The sequence below is a fragment of the Arthrobacter sp. ISL-65 genome (assembly GCF_018613795.1).
In the GTDB taxonomy this organism is placed as follows: Bacteria; Actinomycetota; Actinomycetes; order Actinomycetales; family Micrococcaceae; genus Arthrobacter.
The window spans coordinates 76,683-102,884 of sequence record NZ_JAGGPN010000005.1 but is presented as its reverse complement, the minus strand read 5'-3'; the positions used below and the strand labels follow the sequence as shown (position 1 = coordinate 102,884).

At 67.1% G+C, this 26,202-nt stretch carries 20 protein-coding genes; 7 read left to right on the top strand and 13 right to left on the bottom strand.

Going from position 1 to position 26,202, the window contains the following annotated elements:
• Window positions 1-33 precede the first annotated feature (33 nt).
• The 3 genes from J7I85_RS02280 to J7I85_RS02270 are packed head-to-tail and all read right to left on the bottom strand — an operon-like array spanning window position 34 to window position 3,210.
• Window positions 34-1,029 carry an ABC transporter permease gene (locus tag J7I85_RS02280; RefSeq protein ID WP_285289509.1) on the bottom strand — a complete coding sequence of 332 codons (996 nt, stop codon included), beginning with the start codon at window positions 1,027-1,029 and terminating at the stop codon, window positions 34-36.
• Window positions 1,016-2,056 carry an ABC transporter ATP-binding protein gene (locus J7I85_RS02275; RefSeq protein ID WP_214846064.1) on the bottom strand — a complete coding sequence of 347 codons (1,041 nt, stop codon included), beginning with the start codon at window positions 2,054-2,056 and terminating at the stop codon, window positions 1,016-1,018. The genes J7I85_RS02280 and J7I85_RS02275 overlap by 14 nt, the downstream gene beginning before the upstream one ends.
• The gene (locus tag J7I85_RS02270; RefSeq protein ID WP_214846062.1) at window positions 2,053-3,210 is read right to left on the bottom strand and encodes a hypothetical protein; all 1,158 of its coding nucleotides are present in this window, start codon (window positions 3,208-3,210) and stop codon (window positions 2,053-2,055) included. The genes J7I85_RS02275 and J7I85_RS02270 overlap by 4 nt, the downstream gene beginning before the upstream one ends.
• A 150-nt stretch (window positions 3,211-3,360) precedes the next feature.
• On the opposite strand from J7I85_RS02270, the gene J7I85_RS02265 reads away from it, so the two are divergent.
• Window positions 3,361-4,020 carry a DedA family protein gene (locus J7I85_RS02265; protein ID WP_214846060.1) on the top strand — a complete coding sequence of 220 codons (660 nt, stop codon included), beginning with the start codon at window positions 3,361-3,363 and terminating at the stop codon, window positions 4,018-4,020.
• A gap of 57 nt (window positions 4,021-4,077) precedes the next feature.
• Here the strand turns inward: J7I85_RS02265 and J7I85_RS02260 are convergent, their stop codons facing one another.
• A complete protein-coding gene (locus J7I85_RS02260) occupies window positions 4,078-6,867 on the bottom strand; it encodes a PEP/pyruvate-binding domain-containing protein (protein ID WP_214846053.1) in 2,790 nt (929 codons plus the stop codon).
• A 3-nt stretch (window positions 6,868-6,870) separates the two neighbouring features.
• Window positions 6,871-7,908, bottom strand: a complete 1,038-nt coding sequence (locus tag J7I85_RS02255) for a universal stress protein (protein ID WP_214846051.1) — start codon at window positions 7,906-7,908, stop codon at window positions 6,871-6,873.
• Window positions 7,909-8,376: 468 nt separating this feature from the next.
• Here J7I85_RS02255 and J7I85_RS02250 point away from each other — a divergent pair, with 468 nt between their 5' ends.
• Window positions 8,377-9,009: an FAD-binding protein gene (locus J7I85_RS02250; protein ID WP_214846112.1), complete on the top strand. Its 633-nt coding sequence runs from the start codon at window positions 8,377-8,379 to the stop codon at window positions 9,007-9,009.
• Between the two features lie 56 nt (window positions 9,010-9,065).
• Here the strand turns inward: J7I85_RS02250 and J7I85_RS02245 are convergent, their stop codons facing one another.
• Window positions 9,066-9,656 carry a copper resistance CopC family protein gene (locus J7I85_RS02245; protein ID WP_214846049.1) on the bottom strand — a complete coding sequence of 197 codons (591 nt, stop codon included), beginning with the start codon at window positions 9,654-9,656 and terminating at the stop codon, window positions 9,066-9,068.
• A gap of 112 nt (window positions 9,657-9,768) precedes the next feature.
• On the opposite strand from J7I85_RS02245, the gene J7I85_RS02240 reads away from it, so the two are divergent.
• Window positions 9,769-11,208, top strand: coding sequence for an NCS2 family permease (locus tag J7I85_RS02240; protein ID WP_214846047.1), 1,440 nt, complete (start codon window positions 9,769-9,771; stop codon window positions 11,206-11,208).
• Between the two features lie 167 nt (window positions 11,209-11,375).
• Window positions 11,376-12,356: a formimidoylglutamase gene (hutG, locus tag J7I85_RS02235; RefSeq protein ID WP_214846041.1), complete on the top strand. Its 981-nt coding sequence runs from the start codon at window positions 11,376-11,378 to the stop codon at window positions 12,354-12,356.
• Window positions 12,357-12,392: 36 nt separating this feature from the next.
• Here the strand turns inward: hutG and J7I85_RS02230 are convergent, their stop codons facing one another.
• Together J7I85_RS02230 and J7I85_RS02225 are read right to left on the bottom strand one after the other, a co-directional pair.
• Window positions 12,393-14,585 carry a transglycosylase domain-containing protein gene (locus J7I85_RS02230; RefSeq protein ID WP_214846039.1) on the bottom strand — a complete coding sequence of 731 codons (2,193 nt, stop codon included), beginning with the start codon at window positions 14,583-14,585 and terminating at the stop codon, window positions 12,393-12,395.
• A gap of 98 nt (window positions 14,586-14,683) precedes the next feature.
• On the bottom strand, window positions 14,684-15,988 hold the full coding sequence (locus J7I85_RS02225) for a sodium:proton antiporter (RefSeq protein ID WP_214846037.1): 1,305 nt from the start codon (window positions 15,986-15,988) through the stop codon (window positions 14,684-14,686).
• A gap of 248 nt (window positions 15,989-16,236) precedes the next feature.
• On the opposite strand from J7I85_RS02225, the gene J7I85_RS02220 reads away from it, so the two are divergent.
• Entirely contained in the window at window positions 16,237-16,497 is a 261-nt protein-coding gene (locus J7I85_RS02220; RefSeq protein WP_251023825.1) for a hypothetical protein, read from the top strand.
• Window positions 16,498-16,610: 113 nt separating this feature from the next.
• On the opposite strand, the gene J7I85_RS02215 is transcribed toward J7I85_RS02220, so the two are convergent.
• The 4 genes from J7I85_RS02215 to J7I85_RS02200 form a co-directional block, all read right to left on the bottom strand.
• On the bottom strand, window positions 16,611-16,847 hold the full coding sequence (locus J7I85_RS02215; protein ID WP_190607323.1) for a hypothetical protein: 237 nt from the start codon (window positions 16,845-16,847) through the stop codon (window positions 16,611-16,613).
• A 165-nt stretch (window positions 16,848-17,012) separates the two neighbouring features.
• A complete protein-coding gene (gene hutH, locus J7I85_RS02210; RefSeq protein ID WP_214846028.1) occupies window positions 17,013-18,605 on the bottom strand; it encodes a histidine ammonia-lyase in 1,593 nt (530 codons plus the stop codon).
• Window positions 18,606-18,708: 103 nt separating this feature from the next.
• A complete protein-coding gene (hutU, locus tag J7I85_RS02205; protein ID WP_214846026.1) occupies window positions 18,709-20,400 on the bottom strand; it encodes a urocanate hydratase in 1,692 nt (563 codons plus the stop codon).
• A 251-nt stretch (window positions 20,401-20,651) separates the two neighbouring features.
• Window positions 20,652-21,476 (bottom strand): IclR family transcriptional regulator, encoded by an 825-nt coding sequence (locus tag J7I85_RS02200; protein WP_214846024.1) that lies wholly within the window; start codon window positions 21,474-21,476, stop codon window positions 20,652-20,654.
• A gap of 209 nt (window positions 21,477-21,685) precedes the next feature.
• On the opposite strand from J7I85_RS02200, the gene J7I85_RS02195 reads away from it, so the two are divergent.
• Window positions 21,686-22,603, top strand: a complete 918-nt coding sequence (locus J7I85_RS02195; protein WP_214846022.1) for an SDR family oxidoreductase — start codon at window positions 21,686-21,688, stop codon at window positions 22,601-22,603.
• 70 nt (window positions 22,604-22,673) lie between these two features.
• Here the strand turns inward: J7I85_RS02195 and J7I85_RS02190 are convergent, their stop codons facing one another.
• Window positions 22,674-24,332 carry an HNH endonuclease signature motif containing protein gene (locus tag J7I85_RS02190; RefSeq protein ID WP_214846020.1) on the bottom strand — a complete coding sequence of 553 codons (1,659 nt, stop codon included), beginning with the start codon at window positions 24,330-24,332 and terminating at the stop codon, window positions 22,674-22,676.
• A 219-nt stretch (window positions 24,333-24,551) separates the two neighbouring features.
• Here J7I85_RS02190 and J7I85_RS02185 point away from each other — a divergent pair, with 219 nt between their 5' ends.
• Window positions 24,552-26,045: an amino acid permease gene (locus J7I85_RS02185; RefSeq protein WP_214846018.1), complete on the top strand. Its 1,494-nt coding sequence runs from the start codon at window positions 24,552-24,554 to the stop codon at window positions 26,043-26,045.
• The last annotated feature ends 157 nt before the right edge of the window (window positions 26,046-26,202 follow it).

The following is a 26,202-nucleotide window of genomic DNA, read 5'->3' as shown; positions in this document are numbered from 1 at the left end:
ACCCCGCTACAAGGACCCCGACAGCGGAAACACCTAGGACAGCACGTCCTTGCTCACGAACCTGCCGTACGCGAGCGCGCCGAACACTGCGATGTAGCCCGCCTGCAAGAGCGCATTGTCACCGAACGAATCCCAGCCGATGGGTTGGCGAAGCAAGTCTGCGAAGCCGAACCAGTTGTGCGTGAACAGCCACGGGTGCAGCCACTCCAGCTGGGGCAGCTGGTCGAGCACCTGGGAAACGACGGACAGGACGATCGTGGCGGCCATGGCGCCGACAGGCACGTCGGTCAGCGTGGACAGAAACAGCCCGATGGCCGACAAACCCAGCAGGGACACGGCCTGATAAGCGGCGATCAGCAGCATCCTGACCAGCGCCTCGTCCGGTTCCACGAGGTCGCCCGAGAGCAGTGCAACCGGTCCCACCGGGAAAAGTACCCAGCCGATGCCCGCGCCGGCGAGCGCCACAGCCAGCGGGGCGGAAAGACAGAACGCAGCGGCCCCGGCATACTTGACCAGCAGGAGGCGCACCCTGCCGGCCGGAGCCACCAGTAAATACCGCAGCGTGCCTAGTCCGGCTTCCCCGGCAATGGTGTCCCCCGCGACCACCCCGATGGTCAGCGGAAGGAACAGCGGAACGGAAACCAGCATCGCGGTGACGGCCACGAACAGGCCATTCTGGCTGATCCGGTCCAGGAACGCCGGCCCCCTCCCCGGAGGAACAGCCGAGGAAACGCGGACGACGACGGCGATCACCACCGGGATGGCGGCCAGCGCCAGGAGCATGGCCTGGATCCTGCGGCGGCGGAACAGCTGCTTCAGCTCCGAGGCGAGCAGCGAACCGCTGGACGGCCGGCGCCTGGCACCCGGCGCCGGGCTGTTTTGCACGGTGAGCCGGTGCACCGCCGGTTCCCGTGCCGCCAGCCCATGCCCATCCGGTTCCTGCCCTGCGGGCGCCTGAGCTTCCGGTTCCCCCGCCGCCGGCTCCTGCGCTTCAGGGTCCTGCACTGGCGACCAATCACTGTGCGACATCGAAGCCCTCCCCCGTCAAAGCCACGAAGCGGTCCTCCAGGCTGCCGCGCTCCACCGTGAACCCGCGCACCCGCACGCCGTCCGCCACGAGGGCAGCGACGATCGCCTCCGGTGCCACGCCTCCGTCGGCGGCTGGGAGCCCCGCCGTGCCGTCAAACCCTGCGCCACCGGAGAACCCTGCTGTACGGTCAAACCCCTCCCCATTAGGAAGGCTGGACGTTATGACGGCATCCACTCCGTCTGGATGACCCACAACGGGGGACAGACCGAACCGCACCAAAACGCCCGAGGCCGTACCGGCGTCGGGCGTCACGAGGCGGAGCTGCGCGGTGCCCGACTCGCGGAGTTCGGCCAGGGGCCCCTGGGCCACCAGCCTGCCGGCGCTCATGATAGCCGCGTGGGTGCAAATCTGCTCCACTTCGGCCAACAGGTGGCTGGAGACGAACACGGTGGCGCCGTCAGCGGCGAGGGACCGGACCAGGTTCCGCACCTCCCGTGTGCCCTGGGGATCCAGCCCGTTGGTCGGTTCGTCCAGGACCAGCAGTTCGCGGCGTGCCAGCAGCGCGTTGGCGATTCCCAGCCGCTGTTTCATGCCGAGCGAGTAGGCCCGCACCTTCTTGCGGGCGGCATGGGAAAGCCCCACCCGTTCCAGCGCTTCGTCCACCCGCGCGCGGCGGGTGGACGGCGCAGCGTGCCGGTCCGCTGCATCAAAGCGGTGCAGATTTGCCGCACCTGAGAGGAAAGGATAGAAAGCCGGCCCCTCCACCAGCGCACCGACCCTGGGCAGGACCTCATCCAGCTGCCGCGGCATGTCCATCCCGAGGACCCGGACCTCGCCCGCGGTCGGCGCGGCGAGGCCGAGCATCATGCGGATGGTGGTGGTCTTGCCGGATCCGTTGGGCCCGAGGAAGCCGAAGACGGAACCCCGGGGCACAGCCAGATCTATGCTGTTGACCGCCAACTGGTGGCCGAACCGCTTGCTCAGCCCCTGTGTCTCTAGCGCCAGAGCGCGGCCAGCGGCTGTCACCTCACGGCTGCGGCGGCTTGGAGCCGCTCCAGGGGCACGGAACCAACGAACGTCCGGCCGTCGTCGGTCAGCAGGACATTAACCAGTGATGTGGAGATGGCCCGCCCGCCCTGGACAGTCACGGTCGCCTGGCGAAGCAGTGGATCATTGAGCAGCCTGTCGACTGATTGCTTTCCGGACTCACGGGACGCGGATGGGGCGGAAGCGGACGGGGCCGGAATGCCGACGATCCGTTCCCACCCGGAGCCGGTGACGGTGGGGGCGTGCCCGCGCAGGTCCTTATTGGCGCTGTTCTTGTCGGCCAGATCCTTGCCGGTACGGTTCTTGTCGGCCTGGCCCTTCGTGCCGTTGGGCTTTGCCGGCACCGCAAGTTCCTTCACCGAGGCACCCGGCGGCGGCGAGAAGTTGAACAGGGCTGCGTCAGGAGCACCCAGCGTTAGGCTGGAGAACGCCGTCCGGAACGCAGGCTCCTGCTGACCGCGGGCCCGTACCTCCACGCTCAGCGGCATGCCGTTCTCACCATCCACGGCCACGGCCACCGACCCCACCAGGGTCACAGCCGACCGCGGCGTGAGGACCAGGTTGTATGCCGCCCTGCCTGCCACCTCGGTATCTTCGGCCACCGCCGCGTCGGTGGTGCCGTCCAGCTTTTCAAGCATCTTCGCGGCCAGTTCCTCCGGCGTTGCCACGCCTGCCGGCATGTCATGGCTGCGGGATTCCTTCGACGCAGCGGCGGGAAGCGTGACGTGCGTGGCCGTGTTGTCCTTGGAGTTGTACAGCCACAGCTCATTGCCCTGCCGGACGGCGTCGCGTTCGGCCATCCGGTCCATCACCTGGATGCGGGCCTTGGTTGGTCCGTCGATGAAGACGCGGGCGCTGTGTGGGCCGGTCAGCAGCTCGGCGAGGGAACCCGTCCCTGCACCCGAGGTGGGTCCTACCTGGGGGACATCGGGCAGGCCGAGTTCGGACGACTGCTCCACCGTGCCGGAGAAGGACTTGGTCTGGTGTTGTCCGATCATCGCCAGCACCTGGGCAGGTGTCTTCTCTGGCAACGGATCCCGGGCGCTCGCGGGCAAGGACCCCGCCAGGACTCCGGCAGCTATCACAGCAGGTACGGCCACGGCGGGTGTCCACCGCAGCCAGATGGCAGTCATGTCAACTCCGCTCCGACGTCGCAGCTCATACCCTCAGGGTACGCCTCGGCCTCCCCTGTGGCAGCCCCCGGCCGGCTGTCCGCTTTCCCTGTACCGGCTGGTGGGCCAGACTGGGTGGGACGCCGTTTTCCAGTCCAGGAGCCGTAGACAATGCGCATTCCCGGTGCCACATCCAGTCCCGCCGACGAACTGACAGGCATCGTGGGCTTCGCCGCCCAGGCGATCGATTCGCTCGGGGAATGGGGTGTGGGCCTCTTTACCTTCCTCGAGACGGTGTTCCCGCCGATTCCCAGCGAAGTGATTCTTCCGCTGGCCGGGTTCCTGACCCGGCAGGGGTCCCTCAACCTGGTACTGGTCTTTGTGACCAGCACACTGGGCGCCTATCTTGGCGCCCTTGCGCTGTATCTCCTGGGCGCGAAGGTGGGGCTGGAGCGTTCGATCCGCTGGCTGTCCAAGCTGCCGCTGGTGGACCGGGAGGACTTCGAGCGCGCGGACGCCTGGTTCCGCCGCCACGGCAGGTCGGCGATCTTCTTCGGCCGGCTGCTGCCCGGCGTGCGGAGCCTCATTTCGTTGCCGGCGGGCGCCGAGAGGATGCACCTGGGCACCTTCAGCATTTTCACCATCGCCGGCAGTGGCATCTGGAACGGCGCGCTGATCGGCTTCGGCGTACTGCTGGGCCGGCAGTACTCGATGGTGGAGCAGTACTCCCGCTACCTCAACTACGCCGTCTACGCCGCCCTGGCCAGCTTCGTGGCCTGGCTCGTGGTCCGGCACATCCGGCGCGGGAAGCCGGCACAGGACCGGCAGTAGCCACGGGCCTGAGCAGCCACCGCCCTCAGCAGCCACCGCCCTCAGCAGCCGCTGCCCTCAGGCGCCGGGCAGCACGGTGCCCGCGCCGCCGTCGACCGTCACTTCCTGGCCCGTCCTGAGCAGCGAGGTGGCGTCAGCCACGCCCACCACGGCGGGGATGCCGTACTCCCTGGCCACGACGGCGCCGTGGGAGTTGGGGCCGCCCATCTCCATCACCAGGCCGCCTGCCGTGAGGAACAGCGGGGTCCAGCCTGGATCGGTGGACGGCGCCACAAGGATTTCCCCCGGTTCCAGGTGGGCGCCCACGGGTTCGAGGATGACACGTGCGGGCGCTGTCACCGTCCCCGCCGACGCCGGGCTCCCGGACAGTGCCCCGGCAACGGTTCCGACGGCGGTAAGCAGCGTTTCCGGTTCCGTTCCGTCCGACAGCAGCATCCGCGGAATGTGGCGCCGCTCCAGTTCCAGGTAATAGGCCCCCTGCCGCTGCGCCACGAGATCCCGCATGTCCGCACCATCCAGCGCCTGGTTTGCTTCGGCAAAGTCCAGGAAGAAGATGTCCTCTGCGCGGGCGAGCCGTCCCTGCTCCGCCAGGACGGTGCCGACTTCGGCCAGCTGCTTCCGGACTTCCGCCAGCGCCAGGACGATCTGGAACTTGGGAAGTTCGCGCAGCCCGGCGAACAGCCGCGCCCGCCGCAACGCCGCCCGGACGGCCACGGCGCGAAGGCGTCCCCTCGAACGGGCCTCGGCCACCAGCCGCTCAATGTGTGCATCCGCTTCGGCTGCTGCCTTGCTGAACTGCCGGTCAGGGGCCCGTTCCGGGTCCTCCAGCCGGAGGTAGTTGGCCAGGACGCCAAGAATGTGGGTGGGGTCGTCCCGCCAGCGGGGCATGCCGACGTCGATCTCGGCGACAGCCCGGTGCCCGTACCGCGCCAGAAACCCTGCCACGCCGGTCTGGGCCGCGGCCGGCAATCCGCCCGCGACGAAGCGCTGCGCCAGCACCGCAGGCGGATGAGCCGTGAGCACGGCCAGCGATTCCGCGTCGGCCTTGATCGCCGTGGCGACCCGCCACAGCTCGAGGTCCATCTGGGTGGTCACGTTGTTGGGCAGGCCGCGGAGGACAGGCTGCAGGTCTGTGTTCCTGCTTCCCCGGGGGCCGCCGTCCTTGCCGGCCCCCGGGAGCTTGCCAACACCGCCCTCGCTAACACTGCCCTCCCCAGCACCGGCCTCGCGGGCACCAAAGAGTTTGCCGGCACCCAGGAGTTTCCCGGCGAGGCCGAGCATGGCGAAGCCCATGCCGGCAAGCGGGAGCACGGCCGGCAGGTTGGGGAAGAGCCGCGACACTATCCCCTCGGCATGGTCAAGCCGCGCGCGCGGGGAAGCACCATGGGGCAGTTCCAGCGTCGCGTTGAACTCCGTGGTGAAGCGGTTCAGGCGTTTGAGGGCCGCCTCGGGACGGAGCAGCGCCCGGAGCGCTGCTTCCGGCACGCGGGCCCGGGCAGCTATGGGGACCACGTGCTTGAGGAGGTCCCAGGGCGTGCGGCGGGTGATGGACAGGCGCGGGTCGTCGAACACACTGCGCAGGACTCTTGCGGAGCGTGCCTCCATGACGTCAAAGACCTTGGGAATGATCCGGCGGCCCACGGTGCTCCGGGCGGCGGCGGTCAGGTCGATAAAGATGCGCTGTCCGGCTTCGACGTACGGCGGCGGCCCGCTGCGTGGGTCCGGAAGGTCGAAGCCGGCCGCGGCAGCAACTGATGAGCCGATCCGCCGGAGGGCGGCAAGTCCCATCGGGGTCAGCGGCCGGGTAAGGCCCTGGGCGAGGCTGAAGCACAGGTAGACACGCAGGTCCTCCCCCGGGCCGGACCGTTCCGGGACCTTCTCCGGCAGCGGGTAAAGCGTGGTGATGGGCCGGGACTGGGTCAGCCAAACCTTTCCGTCGCCGTCGAGCGCCCACTCGGTGTCCTGCGGGGCGCCGTAGTGGGCCTCCGCCTTGCCACCCAGCGCGGTGAGTTCCCGGATCTGCGCGTCGGTCAGGCAGGGCTGGTTCTGCGCACCCTGGTCGCCTGCCGTCTGCTCGACGAATTCGGTGCCTCCCGCGGGCAGCGGCCGGACAGCCGTCCGTTTGTCCCCCAGCCGGCGCTGCCGGATGGCACCGGATGCAGTGTCCACCACGAAATGGTCCGGATTGACTGCGCCCGACACCACTGCCTCGCCAAGCCCGGGGCTCGCATCGATCACAACCTCCCGGCGCCTGCCGGTGACGGGGTTCGCGGTGAACATCACGCCGGCTGCCTCGGCATCCACCATCTGTTGGACGACGACGGCGAGGGCCACCGTTGCGGGGTCAATGTTCCGGCTGGCGCGGTAGGCCACCGCCCGGTCAGTCCACAGCGAGGCCCAGCACTTCCGGACGGCGTCCAGCAGCGCCACGGCGTCTATGACGTTCAGGTACGTGTCCTGCTGGCCGGCAAAGCTGGCGAAGGGAAGGTCCTCGGCCGTGGCGGAGGACCTCACTGCGACCGGAACGCCGTCCAGCGTCCGGTAGGCCGTAAGCACCTCCCCGGCGATCGCCGTCGGCATTTCTGCCGAAGTGATCAGGCTGCGGGCCCTGGCAGCCAGGCTTGCGAGGGCTTCGAGATCATCGGCCGGGGTGTCCTGGAGGGCGCGGTGCACGTCCCTGAGGCCCAGTGGCTCCACGGCCTGGACGTAGGCATCGGTGGTGAGGCAGAACCCGTCCGGCACCGGGAGGCCGGCCGCGAGCAGCTCGCCGAGGTTGGCAGCCTTGCCGCCAACCTCCGGCAGCATGGAGGCGCTGAGGTCCCCGAGACCGAGCACCAGGCCGTTCATGCGTTAAGAGGCGCCGAGCATGGGTCCGAAGCTGGCGCGGTCGGCGAGCCGGGGGTCCTCCCGGTCCGGCACCACCATCACGGGGCTTTTGGCATGGTGCAGGACGCCGTCCGACGTCGATCCCAAAAGCATGCCGGTGAAGCCGCCGCGGCCGCGGGTTCCCACGACTATCAGCTCAACATGCCGGCTGGCCTCCACCAGCACATCCACGGGTGACCCGTCCAGCAGGCGGGTCTCAATGGCCAGCCGCGGGAAATGGCTCTGCAGCCAGGCCACCCCGGCCTTCAGCTGGACCTGGATATCGGCGAACAGCGCTTCCCTGTCCATCGGGGCCGGAACCCAGGCCAGGGATCCGCTGTATTGCGGCACGGCGCAGATCACGCGCAGCGGCGCACCCAGCCGTTCGGCCTCCTCCGCAGCTTCCAAGACGGCGACGCGGGCCTGTTCGGACCCGTCCACTCCCACCACGACAGCTTTCTCCACGGGGCCGTGGCCGGCCTTGGCCTGTTCCGCCCGGATGTGCTTGTCCTGGGTGGTCTCGCCCAAGCGGTCGGAACAGATCAGCGGAACTGTCACCGTAGGGCACTTGGCGTGGGCGGGGAGCGCGCTGCTCACGGAGCCGAGGAGCCGTCCCACGAAGCCGCCCCGCCCGCGTGTGCCGAAAACCAGCAGCTCGGCGGTTTCGGAAAAGTCGAGCAGTACGCCCGAAGCGTCCCCGTTCTCGACCGAGGCACTGACGTTGATGTTGTAGCCGGCCACCTTGTCCACTGCGTGCTGCAGGATGGCCTCGGCGCCCTCGCGGATCACCGAGTCGTCCACGGTGGCATAGCCGCCGTCGAGTCCGGAAGCGGCAAAAATGGGCACCGAGTAGGCGGTGACAATATGGAGCGGACTACGGCGGCGTTCGGCTTCACGGGCAGCCCACACGAGGGCGCACTGGCCATGGTCCGAACCATCGACGCCGACCACGATTCCTTCGGGTCTCGCGTGCCGGGCACCGCCATCCCGTGCCGGGTCGGGATGCAATTCGTGTGCGTCCATTTGGTCCGCCTCCTCGCGATACTGCCTGATGATGCGGCTATTCTGCCAGAAGCAGCCTGTCTAGCCGGCACCGGCAGGCCGTCCGGTTCCCGGTTACGTACAGCCTGCACTTAAGTCCAACTATTCTCGGTCCGCGATCTCTTAGCAAGCGGGCCCCACGCGGCTTTTCGGGTCCTTTCGGAAGGCTGATTCTTGCCCGTTCCGAGTGCTCTTCCGGCACGGCTCCGAGTGCCCTATCGGCACTGCTCGGGGTGCGCTGGTAACGCCGTGCAAAGCCCTGCAAGCCAATGTTTCGGGTGGGGTATCCAGCGACCAAAAAATTCTGTAATGTCGAGGCACTATCGATCCGGATTGTGCTCCACTGCACATCCGTAGATGGCTGGTGTCTGCTTACTGGGGCAGTGGACGGTGCACGGCAATGATGCCCTGCGCTTCGAAATTCTCGAGGAGGAAGTTGTAGTGTCACGCATGCCTGGTCTCAGCGGCGCAGAACGGACCACCACTGTGGTCATCGGCACCGGACTTCCCGGTTTGGCAATCGCCACGGAACTCCGGCGCCGGGGCGTTGATTCAATCACCGTCAGCAGGCTGGAATCCCCGAGGGGCGGCCAGCCGTCCCAGAAATCCGCACCGCAGCGTTGCGACGATGCCGAGGCGGCGTCGCTCCAGGAGCGGAACGAAATCCTCCGGCACCTGCGCAACTACGCGTCAAGCCACCAGCTGGACATCCGCAGCGATACGTCTGCCGTGTTGCTCGACAAGATGGGTCCGGGGGCGGAGGCCTCGCTGCATCGCTGGGCCGTGCATACCCCGGACGGCGTGCTGCTGGCCGACCACATCGTGCTCACGCGCTGTGCCCACAGCCAGCTGCGGCGCATGCTCACGGACCTCGGCATCTCCATTGGAGCCAACCTCGTCGCGGCCATGCGCGCCATCGGCATTTACCTGGTGGGCGTCGGCGAGCTCATCACGCCCACGCCGAAGGAAGTCCTGCGCCAGGCCAAGGTGGTGGGCCAGGCCATCTCGGCGAAGGTCTACCCGGACAGCGTGCCGTCGGTGCTGACCGGAAGTTTCCCGGCGCTGCCCGCCGGGGCTCTCTGAAGCCGGGGCTCTCTGAAGCCGGGGCTCTCCGAAGCCACGGCTGTCTGAAGCGGTCGTTAGTTCCCGTCGCCGTCAGGCTCGTCACTGACGCCGAGCCGCCGGCGGGCCAGCACACCCAGGGTGATGAGCAGGCCGAGGGCCACGGCTGCGAACACCACGATGCTCCACGGGAAAGGTTCCGAGGAATTCGGGGTTGTCCCCGTTGCCTGGGTTGCCCCCGGCTGCGGCGTACCGACGGTCGGAACCGGCGCCGCCGTTGCCCCCGCTGCAGCCGCCGCGGCAGTAAAGGAGAACGTCCCCTCGATCGGATGAGAGTCCGAGCTCGCCACCCGCCACACGACCGAATACTTCCCGGCAGGCGCACCTTCCCGCAGGTTCTGCGTGGCGACGTTGTCCACGATCTCCACCTTGCCGTCAGCCCAGTCGGCTCCGGCGGCATCCGTCACCTTGACCTGGGAACCGAGCCCCAGCGGGGTGTTGTTGAAGGTTATCGAGACTTTGGCGGGCGCTGCCGCCACGGTGGCGCCGTCGGCCGGGCTGCTGGATTCGGCGGCGTCGTGTGCGGAAGCGGGACCCGCCGTAAGGAGCAGGGCGACGAGCGTGAGCCCACCAAGGAGGGCGGACAGCAGCTGGCGGGTGAAACGCATGGGCGGACTACTCCTAGTGTTGACTTCCTTACAGACTAGGCGAATTTGCTGGGACGGCATCCGGCAACCTACTAGGATTCAAGCAACCCCCCACACTCTCACCGGAGGACTAATGCTCAAGCAGGGCTCTGCACTGGACCGGTACTTCAAGATATCCGAACGGGGGTCCAACCTCTCCCGCGAGATCCGGGGCGGTTTTGCCACCTTCTTCGCCATGAGCTACATCGTGGTGCTGAACCCCCTGATCCTGTCCGTTGCGGACTCCTCCGGCGCCACACTCGGTTTCCAGGCCGTTGCTGCGGTCACCGCCTTTGTTGCCGGCATCCTGACCATCCTCATGGGCGCGTGGGCCAAGCACCCGTTTGCCATGGCCACGGGCCTGGGCGTCAACGCCTTCGTGGCCGTGACAGTGGCCACCAACCCGGGTCTGACCTGGCCGGACATGATGGGCCTGGTGGTCCTCTCCGGCGTCACCATGATGATCCTGGTCCTTACCGGATTTCGGACCGCCGTGTTCCGGGCTGTTCCGGACGGTCTCAAGACCGCAATCGTGGTTGGCATCGGCCTGTTCATCGCCCTCATTGGCCTGGTCAACGCCGGCTTCGTCCGGCGCGTTCCGGACGCGGCCGGGACCACCGTTCCGGTGGGCCTAGGCTTTGACGGCAAGCTCCTGGGGTGGCCAACCCTGGTGTTCGTCTTCGGCCTGATCCTGACCATCGCCCTGCTGGTGCGCAACGTCAAGGGTGCCATCCTGATCGGCATCGTCGCCTCCACCATCCTGGCCGTCATCCTTGAGTTCACGCTGCACATCGGACCCAGCTTCGACGGCAAGAACTTCAACCCGCAGGGCTGGTCCCTGGTTGCCCCCAAGTTCACCGAATGGTCAGCCCCCGATCTCTCCCTGATCGGCAAGGCCAACCCGATTGGCGCCTTCGGCCATCTGGGTGTCGTGGCAGCGGCGCTGCTCGCGTTCGTGATCCTGCTCAGCATCTTCTTCGACGCGATAGGCACCATGGTGGGCCTGGCCAACGAGGCCGGAACCGTGGACAAGGACGGCAACATCCCCAACGTTGACCGCGTGCTGCAGGTGGACGCCCTCGGCGCCATCGTCGGCGGCGGCGCCTCCGTGTCCTCCAACCAGATCTTTGTCGAATCCGGCGCCGGCATCGGCGAGGGCGCGCGGACGGGCCTGGCCTCGATCGTGACCGGCCTGCTGTTCCTGGTGGCCATGTTCTTCACCCCGCTGATCAACCTGGTGCCGTTCGAGGCCGTGGCCCCGGCTTTGGTAGTGGTCGGCTTCATGATGGTGGCCCAGATCAGCAAGATCCACTGGCAGGACTGGGGCATCGCCCTGCCCGCCTTCCTCACGTTCACGCTGATGCCCTTCACCTATTCGATCGCCAACGGCCTGGGCGCCGGCTTCATCTCCTACGTCCTCATCCGCACCTTCCAGGGCCGCGCCCGCGAAGTGCACCCGCTGATGTGGGCCGTCGCGGCAGCCTTCGTTCTGTTCTTCGCCATTGGCCCGATCGAACAGGGACTCGGCATGTAGCAGCCCCCGCTTCCGCGCCCCCCCCCCCCGAGATGGCATTTGGCGGCAGTGTTCCCCAGTGACACTGCCGCGAAGTGCCATCTCGCGCTTAAGCGAGTTCCGGTATTTCAGACATCACGACGGCGGCGCTGCTGGCTTTCGCTGTGTCCGTGCGGTGAGCTGGAAGCATGGACTTTCCCGCGCTCTCTGTTGACGCTGAACCCCGCCCCTGGACAGGCCGTTACGACGGCGACGGCGAAGCCCACCGGCGGTGGTGGCAGGCCGTGGCCCCGGCCACCGTTAACACTGCCGCACCGAACACCCCCGCCCCCAACGCCTCGGCCCCTAAACAGCGCCCTGCCGTGATCCTCGGCTTCTGCAGCGATGAGGGCGTGCGCCGGAACAAGGGCAGGACCGGAGCCGCAGCCGCCCCTGCGGCCATCCGCGGTGCGCTGGGGCCTCTGGCCTACCACTCGGAGCGGCCCGCCGCGGACGCCGGCGACGTGGTGGTCCGCGACGGCGAGCTGGAGGCCGGCCAGGCCCGCGCGGGCCTTGCCGTGTCCGCGCTGCTCGACGGCGGCCACCTCACCTTGCTGCTGGGCGGCGGCCACGAAACCGCGTACGCGAGCTACCTAGGCGTGGCAGGGTCCCGGGCGGTCCGCGATGGCCAGCGGCTGGGCGTGCTCAACCTTGACGCCCACTTCGACCTCAGGGACGAGGCCGCCCCCAGTTCGGGCACGCCGTTCCTCCAGATGGCCCGTGCGGAAGCGGCCGCAGGGCGCGAACTGAAGTACGCCGTCGTCGGAATTTCCGAACCCAACAACACACGGGCGCTGTTCAGCACCGCCGAGGAGCTGGGGGTGAAGTATCTGCTGGATGAGGACTGCACCGCCGGGGCCACGGAGGCCTTTGTGGCGGATTTCCTCAGCGGGATCGATGTCCTGTACCTGACCATCGACCTTGACGTGCTGCCGGCGGCGGTGGCTCCCGGAGTCAGCGCCCCGGCCGCATACGGCGTTCCGCTGCCGGTGATCAGTGCCGTCTGCCGCCAGGTGGTGGCCAGCGGCAAGCTGCTGCATGCGGACATCGCCGAGCTGAACCCGGCCTTCGACATCGACAACCGGACGGCCCGGGTAGCCGCGCGGCTGGTCAGCATCCTGCTGGGCTAAGCAGCTGCTTGTCCGCCCGGCTAATCCGGGGCCCGGCTAATTCTTGGGCTTGGGCTTGGCCGGCGGCTTCGGGGTTGGCCGGGCGGGCGCCTTGGGCTTGGCCGCGGGCTTGCTGACGATCGACGCCGGCGGTTTGGGGAAGGCGGCCGCCGGATAGAGCCGCACCACCTGGAGCATGTAGTTCGCCCACTGCGGGCCCGCGACCATGTAGCCGTCAATGCGATCGTAGTGCTTGCCGTTGACAGTGAGATTCCGGCCAGGTCGCTGCTGGCCCTCCAGGGCGTCCCCGAAGAACGAGGCGGTCGCCAGGCCGGTGGTGTAGCCCAGCACCCAGGTGGCGCCGTTGCTGTTGTTGGTGCCCGTTTTCGCCGCCACCGGCACAGTCTTCTGCACCTTGGGGTTGATGTAAATGCCGGAGCCCTTGTTGAGCATGTCCTGGAGCGCCTTGTTCACGCCGCGGACCACGTTCTTGTCCATTGTTTCGCTGCATTCCTGGGCCTCGGCCGGAAGTTTCTTGCCCGCCATGTCCGCCACCCCGGCCAGGGCCACCGGCACGCAGTACCGGCCGTCGGCGGCGAAGGTGGCAAAGGCGTTGGCCATGGTCAAGGGCGCCACCCCGGTGCCGCCCAGGAGGTTGCCCAGCTGGTGCATGTTCACTGGCGTCCCGTCCAGCCCGCTGCGGAGCCCGACGGCGTTGACCATCTTCTGTATCCCGCAGAAGTCCAGCTGCGCGGCCTCGGCGAAGGTGGCCGTGTTGATGGAGTTGTAGAGCCCGTAGTCGGCCGGCATCTTGCGGTAGTAGCCCTCCGAGGCGTTCTGCAGGTCGTCAGCCGTGTCGAGTCCTGCCCTGCGCTGCTTCGTGCTGTAGCCGCCCGCCACCTTGCCGCAGGAGGACCGCCAGCCGAAGCCCAGCGGGTACTCGCGCTTTGAGGCGTCCACCACCGCGGTCATGGTCTTGCCCTGGTGCAGCCACTCGGCGAAGGTGAAGGGCTTCATGGTGGAGCCTGGCTGGAACCCGCCGGCGCCGTTGAGATCGTTGCCGTTCGCGTCCTTGGCGTCCACGTTGAAGTTCAGCTGGGTGTCGAACTTTCCGGGCCCGGGCAGGTATACCGTGTTCTGCGCCATCGCCAGGACCCGGCCGGTGCCCGGCTGGACCGTGACCAGCGAGGCGCCCCACCTGTCCGGATTGGCGCCGGCGGTGGCGTTCACCTGCGCCTGGGCCTTGGCCTGCAGCCGGCTGTCCAGAGTGGTGGTGAGGGTCAGCCCGCCGCGGAGGAGCCGTTTTTCGCGCGCCTCAGTGTCCGCACCGTAGGCCGGGTTGTTGAGGAAGAGCCGGGTCACATAGTCACAGAAGTACGGGGCCATGGTGGCAGCAGCGCAGCCCTGCCGCGAGGGCTTCACCTTCAAACCGACGCCGGAGGCCACAGCGGCGTCATGCTCCTTCTTGGAGATCATCTTCTGCTTGAGCATTTCGCCGAGGACCTGGTTGCGGCGTGTCAGCGAGTTTTTGGGGTTGGTGACGGGATCGTAGAAGCTGGGGCTGTTGACCAGGCCCGCGAGCAGCGCCGACTGGGGCAGGGTCAGCTTGCTGGCCGGAACGCTGAAGAAATACTGGGACGCCGCCTCAATGCCGTAGGCGCTGCGGTTGAAGAAGACGATGTTGAGGTAGCCCTCGAGGATCTGGTCCTTGGTGAACTTCTTTTCCAGTGCCATGGCGAGCCGCATCTCGCGCAGCTTGTCCCCCATGCTCTTTTGCCCGCTGAGGACCACCTGATCCTCACGGCCCTCGGAAATCAGGGATTCGTTCACAATGTTGGTGACGTACTGCTGGGTGAGGGTGGAGGCGCCCTGCCGGTCGCCGTGGGTCAGGTTGCTGGTCAGCGCGCGCAGGATGCCCTGTGTGTCGACGCCGCTGTGTTCATAAAAGCGGCTGTCCTCGATGGCGACGGCGGCCTTCCGGATGAACGGGGACATCTGCTTCAGGGGCACGCGGACGCGGTTCTCGGAATAGAACGTGGCGATGAGTTTGCCGTCCGCCGTCAGCATGCGGGCGGTCTGCGACGGTGCGGGCACCGCGAGTTCGGTGGGCAGGCTGTTGAAGTAGGAAATCGACCGGCTGACCGAGGTGCCGGCGAGGGCGGCTCCGGGGACCAGGAAGCTGGCCGCGAGGACCCCGCAGAGGCAGCTGACAATCACGAACCCCAGCAACTTTGCCAGGCCGAGAGCCATACGGGATATCAACCTTTTGCCTGCCATGATCCAAGCTCACCACACGATGGGATTGAATGCAGAATATTCGCCGCTGGCCTGATCAGTGCTCCGCAGGGTCAGACCGGCGTGTGCGGCGCCTTTCCCTCGTCGCCGAATTTCTCGGCGGCCCTTCGTTCGCGCAGCCGGTCCAGGCGCTTCATGACCGGCGCCGTGGTGGCGCCGTGCAGCACCACGGACATGGCCACGACGAGTCCGATGATGCTCCACAGGTACTCCGCCCGTTCCCCGAAGCCGCCCTGGCCCAGAGCGTAGGCAAGGTAATACAGGGACCCGATGCCACGGATGCCGAAGAAGGAAATGGCGATCCGTTCCCGGGGACCGGTCTTGCCGCGGGCCAGTGCCAGCCAGCCGGACAGCGGACGAACCAGGACCAGGAAGGCCAGCGCAACGCCCACTTCGGCCCAGCCGACGCCGGCCAGCAGGCCCCGCGCGATCGCTCCGCCCAGGAGGACCAGGATGACCACTGTCATCAGCCGCTCGAGTTGTTCCACGTAGGAGTGAAGAATGCGGTGGTAACCGTGGGTGCGTTCCGCAGCCCTGATAGTCACCGCACAGACGAACACCGCGATGAAGCCGTAGCCCTCGATCATCTCGGTGACGCCGTATGCCAGGAAGGTCGCGGCCAGCGCTACGAAACCCTCGGAGTGGTTGGACAGCCGGATGCTGTCGTGCCGGGCGGAGAAGAAAAGCCGGGCCAGCGCCTTGCCCGTGCCGTAGCCCAGCAGCACGCCGATTCCGATGCGCCACAGGACGTCCACGCCGAACCACTCCGGAAACCAGGCCGACGGCGCCGTCCCCACAAGGCTCATGGCAATGGCCAGGTATACAAAGGGAAAGGCGAGCCCGTCATTCAGTCCCGCCTCCGAGGTCAGGGAAAACCTGACCTCGTCCTCCTGGTCGGTGCCCTCCTCCTCGTCGGCGGGCTCACCCACCTGGACCTCGGATGCCAGGACCGGATCGGTGGGTGCCAGTGCGGCGGCCACGAGGAGCGCGGCGGCGAGTCCCAGGCCCAGCAGCCAGAGTCCCAGGAGCGTCAGGCCCAGCATGCACAGGGGCATGGCAATGCCGAGCATCCGCCAGGTGGTTGACCAGTTCCGCCGCCCGACCGGACGGTCGAGCGCCAGCCCGGCTCCCATCAGCGAGATGATCACGCAGATCTCGGTCAGATGCAACGTCAGCTCGGGGTGCTGGACCGGGTTGGGGTCCGGAAGGTTTGGAAGCAGGCCGAAGGCGGCCGCGCCGGCGCCCAGGAACACCATGGGCATGGAGATCGGAGCATTGCGCAGCGCCTTGGGCAGGATGGCGGCAACAAAGACGGCTACGCCCGCCGCGGCGAACATGATGCTGGCACCTTCAAACACGGTCGCCTCCTGCGCCGTCGGCCTCTCAGACCTGACCAACACTAGCGGTCGGAGCGCCCGTGGTGGGCTTTCGGGGTGGGGCTTTCGGCGGATGCGAAGGGGCTCTGTACCGGCGCCATCGCCTAAAGAATGGTTGATGAGACAACTACCGTCAATACCGTTGTCAAACGACAGTCATCTTACCTTTGCGCCGATTCCCGGTAGAATGGTCTACTGCCCCCCGGCAAGAACCACAGAAAGTCAGTACATTGAGCACAGCAACCATGGAGCGCCCAACCGCTCCTACGAGCGCATCTCCCTCTGCGGATGCCCGGTCCATCCACCTGGCATTCACGAGTGCCGCCCAGGTCCACGACGGCCTGGAAAGCGCGGTGGAGACGCTGATTGAAACGGCCGCCCAGGAAGGCACCTGCGGCATCAAGGTCACGCGCCTCGAGCCAGGCCGTTACACGGTGGCCCTCGACGAGTCTGTTCCCTTCGGTGAAACACACGAGGACATCGCGGCCTAACACGCGAAAAAGCCCCCGATCCTGGACTCATTCTGGCCGAACGGCCGAATGATCCAAGGTCGGGGGCTTTTTGATTTCCGGTGCGCGGCCTGCCGCGCGCGGCTTCAGCCGGACTACATCCGGCGCACCTGCACGCCGTCGGACTTCATGAAGAGCTGCGATTCCGCCACTCCGCCGCAGATAACCCACAGCACGTTTCCGCTCCGTGAGACTTCCTCCACCTCGCCTGCCGCAATGACATGAGCATGCTTGATGATCTCGACCCGCTCGCCCACGTGCAGCGATCCCCAGTTGGAAACCGTAGCTGCGTGTGCAATGCGCCTGGACAGGACTGTCCCGCGTGCTTTCATTTGAACTTCTACCCCTTTGTGGATGTTCTTCTTCCGCCACAGCCTCTTTGATGTGACTTTTACTACACCTTCAGTTCTACTACACTCTTGGGCCTGCGTGTGGCGCGTTGCAGAGTATTTCGGCACCGCCGGCAAACGTCCGCCGGCGGTGCACATTATTCACCTTTAGGCAAGGTTTCCGACGGCGGATTCGGCTGCCGCCCGCACCGCCCCGGAGGCGACCAGCCGGTCGGCCGCTTCGAGCTCGGGTGAGAGGAACCTGTCCGTGCCCGGACCGCCGACGACGGTCCGCAGCGCTTCGAGGACGGCCGCCCCTGCGGGGCCAGGCGTCAGCTCACCGCCGGAGAGCTGGATGCGCATGTCAATCGCCCGGGCCGACGTCACGAGTTCGATCGCGAGCACCCGGCGCAGGTTCTCCACGGCCTTCCGGAGCTTGCGTGCAGCGTGCCAGCCCATGGACACGTGGTCCTCCTGCATGGCCGAGCTCGGGATCGAGTCCACGGACGCGGGCACCGCGAGCCGCTTGTTGTCCGAGACCAGCCCGGCCTGCGTGTACTGGGCAATCATGAGGCCCGAGTCCACACCTGGATCGGCGGCCAGGAACGCCGGCAGGCCATGGGAGCGGGCCGGGTCCAGCATGCGGTCCGTCCGCCGTTCGGCGATGGAGCTAAGGTCCGCGACGGCGATGGCCAGGAAGTCGAGCACATACGCCACCGGGGCGCCGTGGAAATTGCCGTTGGAGCTGACCCGGCCGTCAGGCAGGACCACGGGGTTGTCGATGGCGGCAGCGAGTTCACGGGAAGCCACAAGTTCGGCGTGGTCGACCGTGTCCCGGACGGCGCCGGCAACCTGGGGTGCGCAGCGCAGGGAGTAGGCATCCTGGACGCGGGAATCGCCCACGCGGTGCGAGGCCACGATCGCCGAGTCGGACAGCACACGGAGCATATTGTCGGCACTGGCCGCCTGGCCGGGGTGCGGCCGGAGGGCGGCGTGCAGCTCGGGCAGGAACACCTGGTCGGTGCCGAGCAGCGCCTCGACGCTGAGCGCGGCGGTGATGTCCGCCGTCGTGAGCAGTTGCCGCAGGTCCGCAATGGCCATCAGGAGCATGCCCAGCATGCCCTCGGTGCCGTTGACCAGCGCCAGCCCTTCCTTCTCGGCCAGGGTCACCGGTTCGATGCCGTGCGTGGCGAGCAGTTCAGCAACCGTCCTTTGGCCGGCGCCGCCGTACAGTTCGCCGTCGGGTCCGGTCGCCTCGCCTTCGCCCATGAGGACCAGGGCGCAGTGGGACAGCGGTGCGAGGTCGCCGGAGCAGCCCAGCGAACCGAACTCCCGGACCACCGGCGTGATGCCGGCGTTGAGCACGTCCACCATGGTCTGCAGGACCACGGGCCTGACGCCGGTGCGGCCCGAGGCAAGGGTCTTGGCGCGCAGGAACATGATGCCGCGGACCACTTCGCGTTCCACCGCGGGGCCCATGCCTGCGGCGTGGCTGCGGATCAGCGACTTCTGCAGCTGGGTGCGCAGCTCGCCGGGAATGTGGCGGTTGGCCAGCGCGCCGAAGCCCGTGGAGATGCCGTACGCGGGCACGTCGCTGTGGGCCAGTTCGTCGATGTGTGCGCGGACCTTTGCGACGGTGTCCAGGGCGTCCTGGGAAATGCTCACCTGGGCGTCATTGCGTGCGACGGCGACGAGGTCCTCGGGCGTGGCACCGCTGGCACCGAGAGTAACAGTGAGCGGTTCGTGGGTGGTGATAGTCATTATTCCTACTTCTGGTGTTGAGCCTGTTCGCCGGTTGAGCCTGCCGCTGGTTGAGCTTGTCGAAACCTTGATTCGACAGGATCGATCAGCGGATACGTCGGCGCTATTCGTTCATGGGGATTCGGACGCCGCGTTCCTTGGCGACGTCGACGGCGCGGTCATAGCCGGCGTCGACATGCCGGATCACGCCCATGCCGGGATCGTTGGTGAGGAGCCGCTCAAGCTTCTGCGCGGCGAGATCGGTGCCGTCGGCAACGGAGACCTGGCCGGCGTGGATGGAGCGGCCGATGCCTACTCCCCCGCCGTGGTGGATGGAAACCCAGGTGGCGCCGGAGGCGGTGTTGAGGAGGGCGTTGAGCAGGGGCCAGTCGGCGATGGCGTCCGAGCCGTCGGCCATGGCTTCGGTCTCCCGGTACGGGGAGGCGACGGAGCCGGAGTCCAGGTGGTCGCGGCCGATCACGATGGGCGCCTTGACCTTGCCTTCCTTGACCAGCTGGTTGAAGAGCAGACCGGCCTTGGCGCGTTCGCCGTAGCCCAGCCAACAAATGCGAGCCGGCAGGCCTTCGAATTCGACGCGCTCGGCGGCGGCGTCGATCCAGCGGTGCAGGTGCTTGTTCTCGGGGAAAAGCTCCTTGATGGCCTCGTCGGTGACGCGGATGTCCTCGGGGTCGCCGGAGAGCGCCACCCAACGGAACGGGCCGAGGCCCTCGCAGAACAGCGGGCGGATGTAGGCCGGGACGAATCCGGGGAACTCGAATGCCCGGCTGTAGCCGCCCTTACGGGCCTCGTCGCGGATGGAGTTTCCGTAGTCGAACACCTCGGCGCCGGCGTCCTGGAATTCGACCATGGCCTGGACGTGCTTGGCCATCGATGCCTGGGCCTTCTTGGTGAAGCCTTCCGGGTCAGCCTCGGCCTCGCGGTGCCATTCGTCCACGGAGATGGCTTCCGGCAGGTAGCTCAGGGGGTCGTGGGCGGAGGTCTGGTCGGTGACGATGTCGATGGTCAGCTCGCCGGCCTTGTGCCGGCGAAGGAGTTCGGGGAAGACCTCGGCGGCGTTGCCCACGTAGCCCACGGACCAGCCGCGGCGCTCCTCCTTGGCCTTAAGGACCTTGGCGATCGCGGCGTCGAGGTCGGTCTCCACCTCGTCGAGGTAGCGCTTGCCGGCGCGGCGGCGGAGGCGGGTCTCGTCGACGTCGACAATCAGGCAGGCGCCCTCGTTCAGGGTGACGGCGAGGGGCTGGGCGCCGCCCATGCCGCCGCAGCCGCCGGTCAGAGTCAGAGTGCCGGCAAGTGTGCCGTTGCTATCCCCGGTGAGCTTGCGGGCGATTGCTGCGAAGGTTTCGAACGTGCCCTGCAGGATGCCCTGCGTGCCGATGTAGATCCAGGACCCGGCCGTCATCTGCCCGTACATCATCAGGCCCTCGGCCTCGAGCCGGCGGAATTCGGGCCACGTCGCCCAGTCGCCGACGAGGTTGGAGTTGGCCAGAAGCACGCGCGGCGCCCATTCGTTGGTGCGGAAGACGCCCACCGGCTTGCCGGACTGGACCAGCAGGGTCTCGTCCTTGTCCATGGTTTCCAGGGTGCGGGTGATGGCATCGAAGGCGGCCCAGGAGCGCACGGCCCGGCCGGTGCCGCCGTAGACCACCAGGTCATCCGGGCGTTCGGCCACCTCGGGGTCGAGGTTGTTCATGAGCATGCGCAGGGGTGCCTCGGTCTGCCAGGACTTGGCGGTGAGCTCGGTACCTCGGGCTGCTTTGACCGGGCGGGCACCGGTGGTGAAATCGGCGGGTGCCATGGTGGCTCCTTCGTATCGCGGGAATATGTTGTATCGGGAGTGTTGCGTGTTGCGGAATTCTTGAGAGCGAAAGTGCTTCTGTATCAACTAAAGCCCCTCCGGAGCGGGCCAGACAGGGGTTTCCGGCGGGTGCTGTCCGGTATTCCAGACCTAACCAGGTAGCAGATCAGGGCGTTCCCAGCCCTCAGAACGCCCTGTGCTGCTACCCACTTGGGCCAGTCCTCCGGCGACAGGCCGCTACGTGGCTGGCGCTACTTCGCGGGGCGGCCGTGGATGCGCACCGAGAGCTCGTCGGCGACCTTCTGCACTCGGGCGGCGAGCACCGGCCACTGGTCCTCCGGCAGCTTGTCCTCGAGGAACGTGACGGCGACTGCCGCCGTCGGCCAGCCAAGATGATCCGTGACAGCGGCGGCGATGGAGCCAAAGCCGGGTGTCACCTCACCGTGTTCCGTGGCGTAGCCACGCTGCCGCACCTGGTCAAGGTGCGAGGACAGCGCCGAGTACTTCATGATCGCGCCCTCCACCTCGTGCCGGGCACTGAAGGCGGCGGCGTTCGGATAGAGCGCACGGACCTGGGACTTTGGCAGCGCGGCAAGGATGGCCCGACCGCTGGCGGTGAGGTGGCTCGGCAGCCGGACGCCGACATCGGTCACGAGGGACGGCCGGTTCTTGGCCCGCTCCTCCACGATGTAGAGCACATCCCGTCCGTGCAGGACCGCCAGGTGTGCACTTTCGCCCAGGACATCAACGAGGGAGGCCAGCATGGGCCGCCCAAGCCGAGACAGCGGCTCCTGCCGCGAGTAGGCGGAGCTGAGCTCGAAGGCGCTGATGCCGAGGCCGTACCGCTGTTCCTCGTGCAGGTGCAGGACAAAGCCGTTCGCCTCCATGACGCCAAGGAGGTGGTACACGCTTGAGCGCGGCAGTCCCAATGCCGTGGCAATGTTCGATGCCGCCATCGGCCCCCGCTTAGAACCCAACAGTTTGAGGATCCGCAGGGTATTTTCGGCGGCTGGAACTTTCGCCTTGACTGCTGATTCCGGCCGGTTTGCCGCCGTTGTGGGCATCGTGCCTGCCATGTGTCCTCCGGGCCTCGCCGTTAGGCTGTCTATTCGGAATTTCTGTTCTTCGGGTATCTCCGAATGGTGTCCGGTATCCCGTACTTAAAGTTTGCGGCCAGCCCGCTCACTGCAGACCCCCTTTAGAAGTACTCCTGTCTGGAATACCGGACATCCCAGTTACCCTGCCTATCATCCCGCTTTCCCGCGCACGGAGGTAGCGTTTGTCCATGGAACTTCCGCTCACGGGCAAGGTAGCTCTGGTCGCGGGGGCCACTCGAGGGGCAGGGCGCGGCACGGCCGTGGCCCTGGGTGAGGCCGGGGCTGTGGTCTACTGCACCGGCCGCACTACGAAAGGCCAGACCTCCGACTATCGTCGCCCCGAAACCATTGAAGAAACCGCCGCCATGGTCGGTGCGGCCGGCGGAACTGGCATCGCTGTGGCGGTGGACCATCTCAACGCTTCGGAGGTGGACGCGGTGGTCCGCCACATCGACCACGAGCAGGGCCGGCTGGACATCCTGGTGAACGATATTTGGGGCGGTGAGAACCTCATCCAGTGGAACACGCCCCTGTGGGAACACGAGCTTGACGGCGGCTTGAGGATGCTGCACGGCGCCGTGGACACGCACCTGATCACCAGCCACTTCGCGCTGCCGCTCCTCATCCGCCGGCCGGGAGGACTGGTGGTGGAAATGACAGACGGAACGCGAGAGTACAACGCTGCGCATTACCGGCTCTCCGCGTTTTACGACCTCGCCAAGTCAGCCGTCCTGCGGCTCGCCTTCAGCCAGGCCGAGGAGCTGAAGCCGTTCGGATGCACGGCCGTGGCGCTGACGCCGGGCTGGATGCGCTCGGAAATGATGCTCGAACACTACGGCGTGACCGAAGCCAATTGGCGCGAGGCGGCCGCCACGAATCCGCACTTCGCCGCCATCTCCGAAAGCCCCCGCTTTGTGGGCCGGGCGGTCGCCGCCCTCGCCGCCGATCCCGACGTGCACCGACGGACCGGCGACTCCTTCTCCTCCGGCGGGCTTGCGCAGGAGTACGGCTTTACCGACGTCGACGGCTCCCGGCCAGACTGCTGGCGCTATCTGGAGGAGATCCAGGAGGCCGGGCTGCCGGCGGATGCCAGCGGCTACCGCTGAGGTGCGGGGCTGCCGCTGAGCTGGACGGGGCTGCCGGCATGCAGGGGTCTGAACACCCAGTCGCCCTGCATTAGGCTGCTTCGCGGCCTGCCCCCGGCGCTACTTCGGCCCCCGGCACTACTTCGTGAGCCAATGCATACCAGTCACTATCCTGCCCCGCAGGTAGCGGCGAGGCGTGGGCGCGATCGTCAGGCGGTTCGGGCATGCGCGGGTCAAGGCTGTTGAGCACGGCTGGGTCATTGAGCACGGCTGGGTTATTGAGTATGGCTTGGATGGGTGGTGGCCAGTGGGGTGGTTCCCAGTCGGGTTGTTCGCTGGTGTAGCGGCGGCCGGTGGGTGAGGTCCAGCCGGGCGGGTCGTTGGCGCTGGCGGCGGTGGGTGTCCACGCTGAATTGTGTTTGAGCCGGTGATGTTTGGGGCATGGTTGACCGAGGTTGCTGATCCCGGTGCCGCCGCCATCGGCCCAGGCCAGGAGGTGGTCGGCGTCGTTGTCCAGGGAGCGGTTGTTGCAGCTGGGGAACGTGCATTTCGCGTCCCGAAGCCGCAGCCATTGCCGCATAGCTTTGGGAATGCGGTAGCTGGCCCGGCCGATTTCCAAGGGTGCGCCGTCGCGGGGGTCGATGAGCACCCTGCGGAACGACTGGGCCCCATCGGCTACGAGTGCACGGGCCATGGAGGGCGGGATCGGCCCGTAGCCGTCAAGCATGGCCGGTTCCTCGGTCAGACCCAGCAGCGAGAACACCGGAACGGTGACAAGGACCTGGGCTCCGGGCGAGGGCACACCCCCGGCCAGCCCGGAACCGGCGATCCCGTCATCAATCACGCCGACCCGGGGCCCACCAACAGTGCTGCCGTCGCTGGAGCCGGCCGGTGACTGTTCGAGGCCCGCCGTGAGGAGCCAGGTTGAGGTGACGTCGGCGCGGAGTTGAGTGAGGGTCCTGGCCTCGGCCGGTCCCTGCATGGCGCGGGCGGCGGCAGTGGTGCCCTCCCAAATCCCGGCGGCCTGGGCCGCGGGCAAATAAGCCGAGAGCCAAGCCATCCCGTCCCGGTCCGGGGCGTATTCCACCCGCCGGTCCGCCGCAGAGCGGGCGTGGCGTTTTTCGATGCTGACCGGGTGGTGCCGTTCCCGCCAGGTCCGGACCTTCGCACGGAACCGGCACGGGACGAGCTCCCCGGCCGGGCAGCCCCGGGCCCGGTCCGGCGCGTCCGGGTCCAGGAAGTGCGCCTCCAACGCCGCGGCACCCGCCGGATCGAGGTTCGCGGTTTCGTCGACCATAATCCGGGCGTGCTGCCACGACATGGCCCCTGCCTGCAGCGCGAACAGCGTCAGCGGCCGGGCGCTGGTCAGTTCAAGGGCGTCGAACAGCAGGGCGCCGGCGGCGCGTTCGCTGATGGTCAGGACACACGCGACCTCCGAGGTCACGGCCATCTCCCTGACGGTGCGATCCTGCGGGGACTCGGCCGGCGACGCCATGGCCTCCTCAGCAGCGGCATAACCGGCAACGAGCTGCACCTTCAAAGCCGCCATCCGGGCCTCCATCCGGGCCAGCTCGGTCAGCCCGTCCAGGCAGGCATCCGCCTGCTCCCGCAGCGGATCACCACCGTCCGACGCCGGGCTATCTGTTCCTTGGAACGCAAGGCCGCCCGTCCCGCGGCGGACAAAAGCAGCCAGCACCGGAGTGGAGGCGTCAATGGCCTCCATCGTCTCGACAGCTGCACTGCTTTCCATACCCGCAGCCTTTCACGAGCCACTGACATTTTTCCGGCGCACGAGTTAAGCGCGTCGGCGGGCCCATGTGAGGAGTGCACGACCGCGGAGGTACCACCCCCACAGTCCACCGCACAGTCTGAAATCGAAGACACCAAGGGCCCGTGAGCCTCATCACAGCTCCTCCGGACGTGGTCTGCTGGATAGCGATCCCCCTCCCAATGACGAGAAGGTATTGGCATGCAACAAGCCCAAACAAGAAATGAATTGGCGCCCGTAAGCGCGACCGGAGCGGCCCGCACCGCCGTCGGAACCGCCGTCGGAACGGTCCTGACCCGCGGGCTCAACGTCCGCCACATCCGCTTCATGGCGCTGGGCTCCGCCATCGGCACCGGCCTGTTCTACGGTTCGGCCTCGGCCATCCAAAAAGCCGGCCCCGCCGTGCTGTTCGCCTACATGATCGGCGGCGCCGCCGTGTTTATGGTGATGCGCGCCCTGGGGGAAATGGCCGTGCGGCATCCGGTCTCGGGATCCTTCGGGCAGTACGCCAGCCGTTATCTTGGCCCCCTGGCCGGATTCGTGACTGGCTGGACCTACGTCTTCGAGATGGCGATCGTGGCCATCGCCGACGTCACCGCCTTCAGCATCTACATGGGCTTCTGGTTCCCGTCCGTGGAGCGGTGGGTCTGGATCCTGGCCATCATCTTCCTTCTCGCGGCGCTGAATCTGCTGAGCGTGAAGGTCTTCGGCGAACTCGAATTCTGGTTCACGCTGGTCAAGGTTGCAGCAATTATCGCCATGATCGCGGGCGGAGCGGCCATCCTCGCGTTCGGCTTCCAGAACGGCGACGCCACGGCGGCCCCGGGCCTGGGCAACCTCGTGGAGCACGGCGGTCTGTTCCCGAACGGCTTCGAGGGACTCCTGGCCTCGTTCGCCGTCGTCATGTTCGCCTTCGGCGGCATCGAAACGATCGGCATCACAGCCGGCGAGGCAGCCGACCCCAAGAAGGTGATCCCGAAGGCCGTCAATACGGTGCCGGTCCGCGTCCTGCTGTTCTATGTGCTGACTTTAGGCGTGCTGATGAGCCTCTTCCCGTGGAACGAGATCGGCAGCAACGGCAGTCCGTTCGTCCAGATCTTCAGCGGCCTGGGCATTCCCGCCGCCCCCCACATCCTCAACGCCGTGGTGATAACCGCCGCACTGTCCGCCATCAACAGCGACATCTTTGGCGCCGGACGGATCCTCTTCGGTTTGGCCAAGCAAGGGCATGCACCGCAGAGCTTCGGGCGGGTTTCCCGGCATGGCGTTCCATGGATGACTGTTGTGATGATGGCCGGGATCCTCCTGGTGGGAGTGGTGCTGAACGCGGTCATCCCGGAGAATGTCTTCCTGCTCATCGCCTCCATTGCCACCTTCGCAACGGTCTGGGTGTGGGTGATGATTCTCGCCTCCCACGTGGCCATGAAACGCGAGATCGCCCGGAAGGGCCTGCCGGCGTCGGACTTCCCCTCCCCGTGGTGGCCGACGGCGTCCGTTCTCACCATTGGCTTCATGGTGCTGGTGATCGCGGTGCTTGGCTTCTTCGAGGAGACGCGCGTGGCGCTGTACGTGGGAGCTGTGTGGCTGGGAGCGCTGGTGGCCGCCTATCGGCTTTGGGTCAGGGGCAACGGACGACGCCGGGCCCACCTTGAGGACGAGACGTCACCGCTGCCCGTGGTCGCCAAAACTGAGTAGGATTCCGGCGGAAATGGCGCGCCAAGCTGGAAACGGTCAAAACAAGTAGTAAAAATAGGCAAAGACAGGTACTCACCGCCTGTTACGCGAGGGCCTGTTGTGATAAATGAGGTAGATGTTACTCGTGTGACGCATGTGGTTATTTCCTACAGTTGAC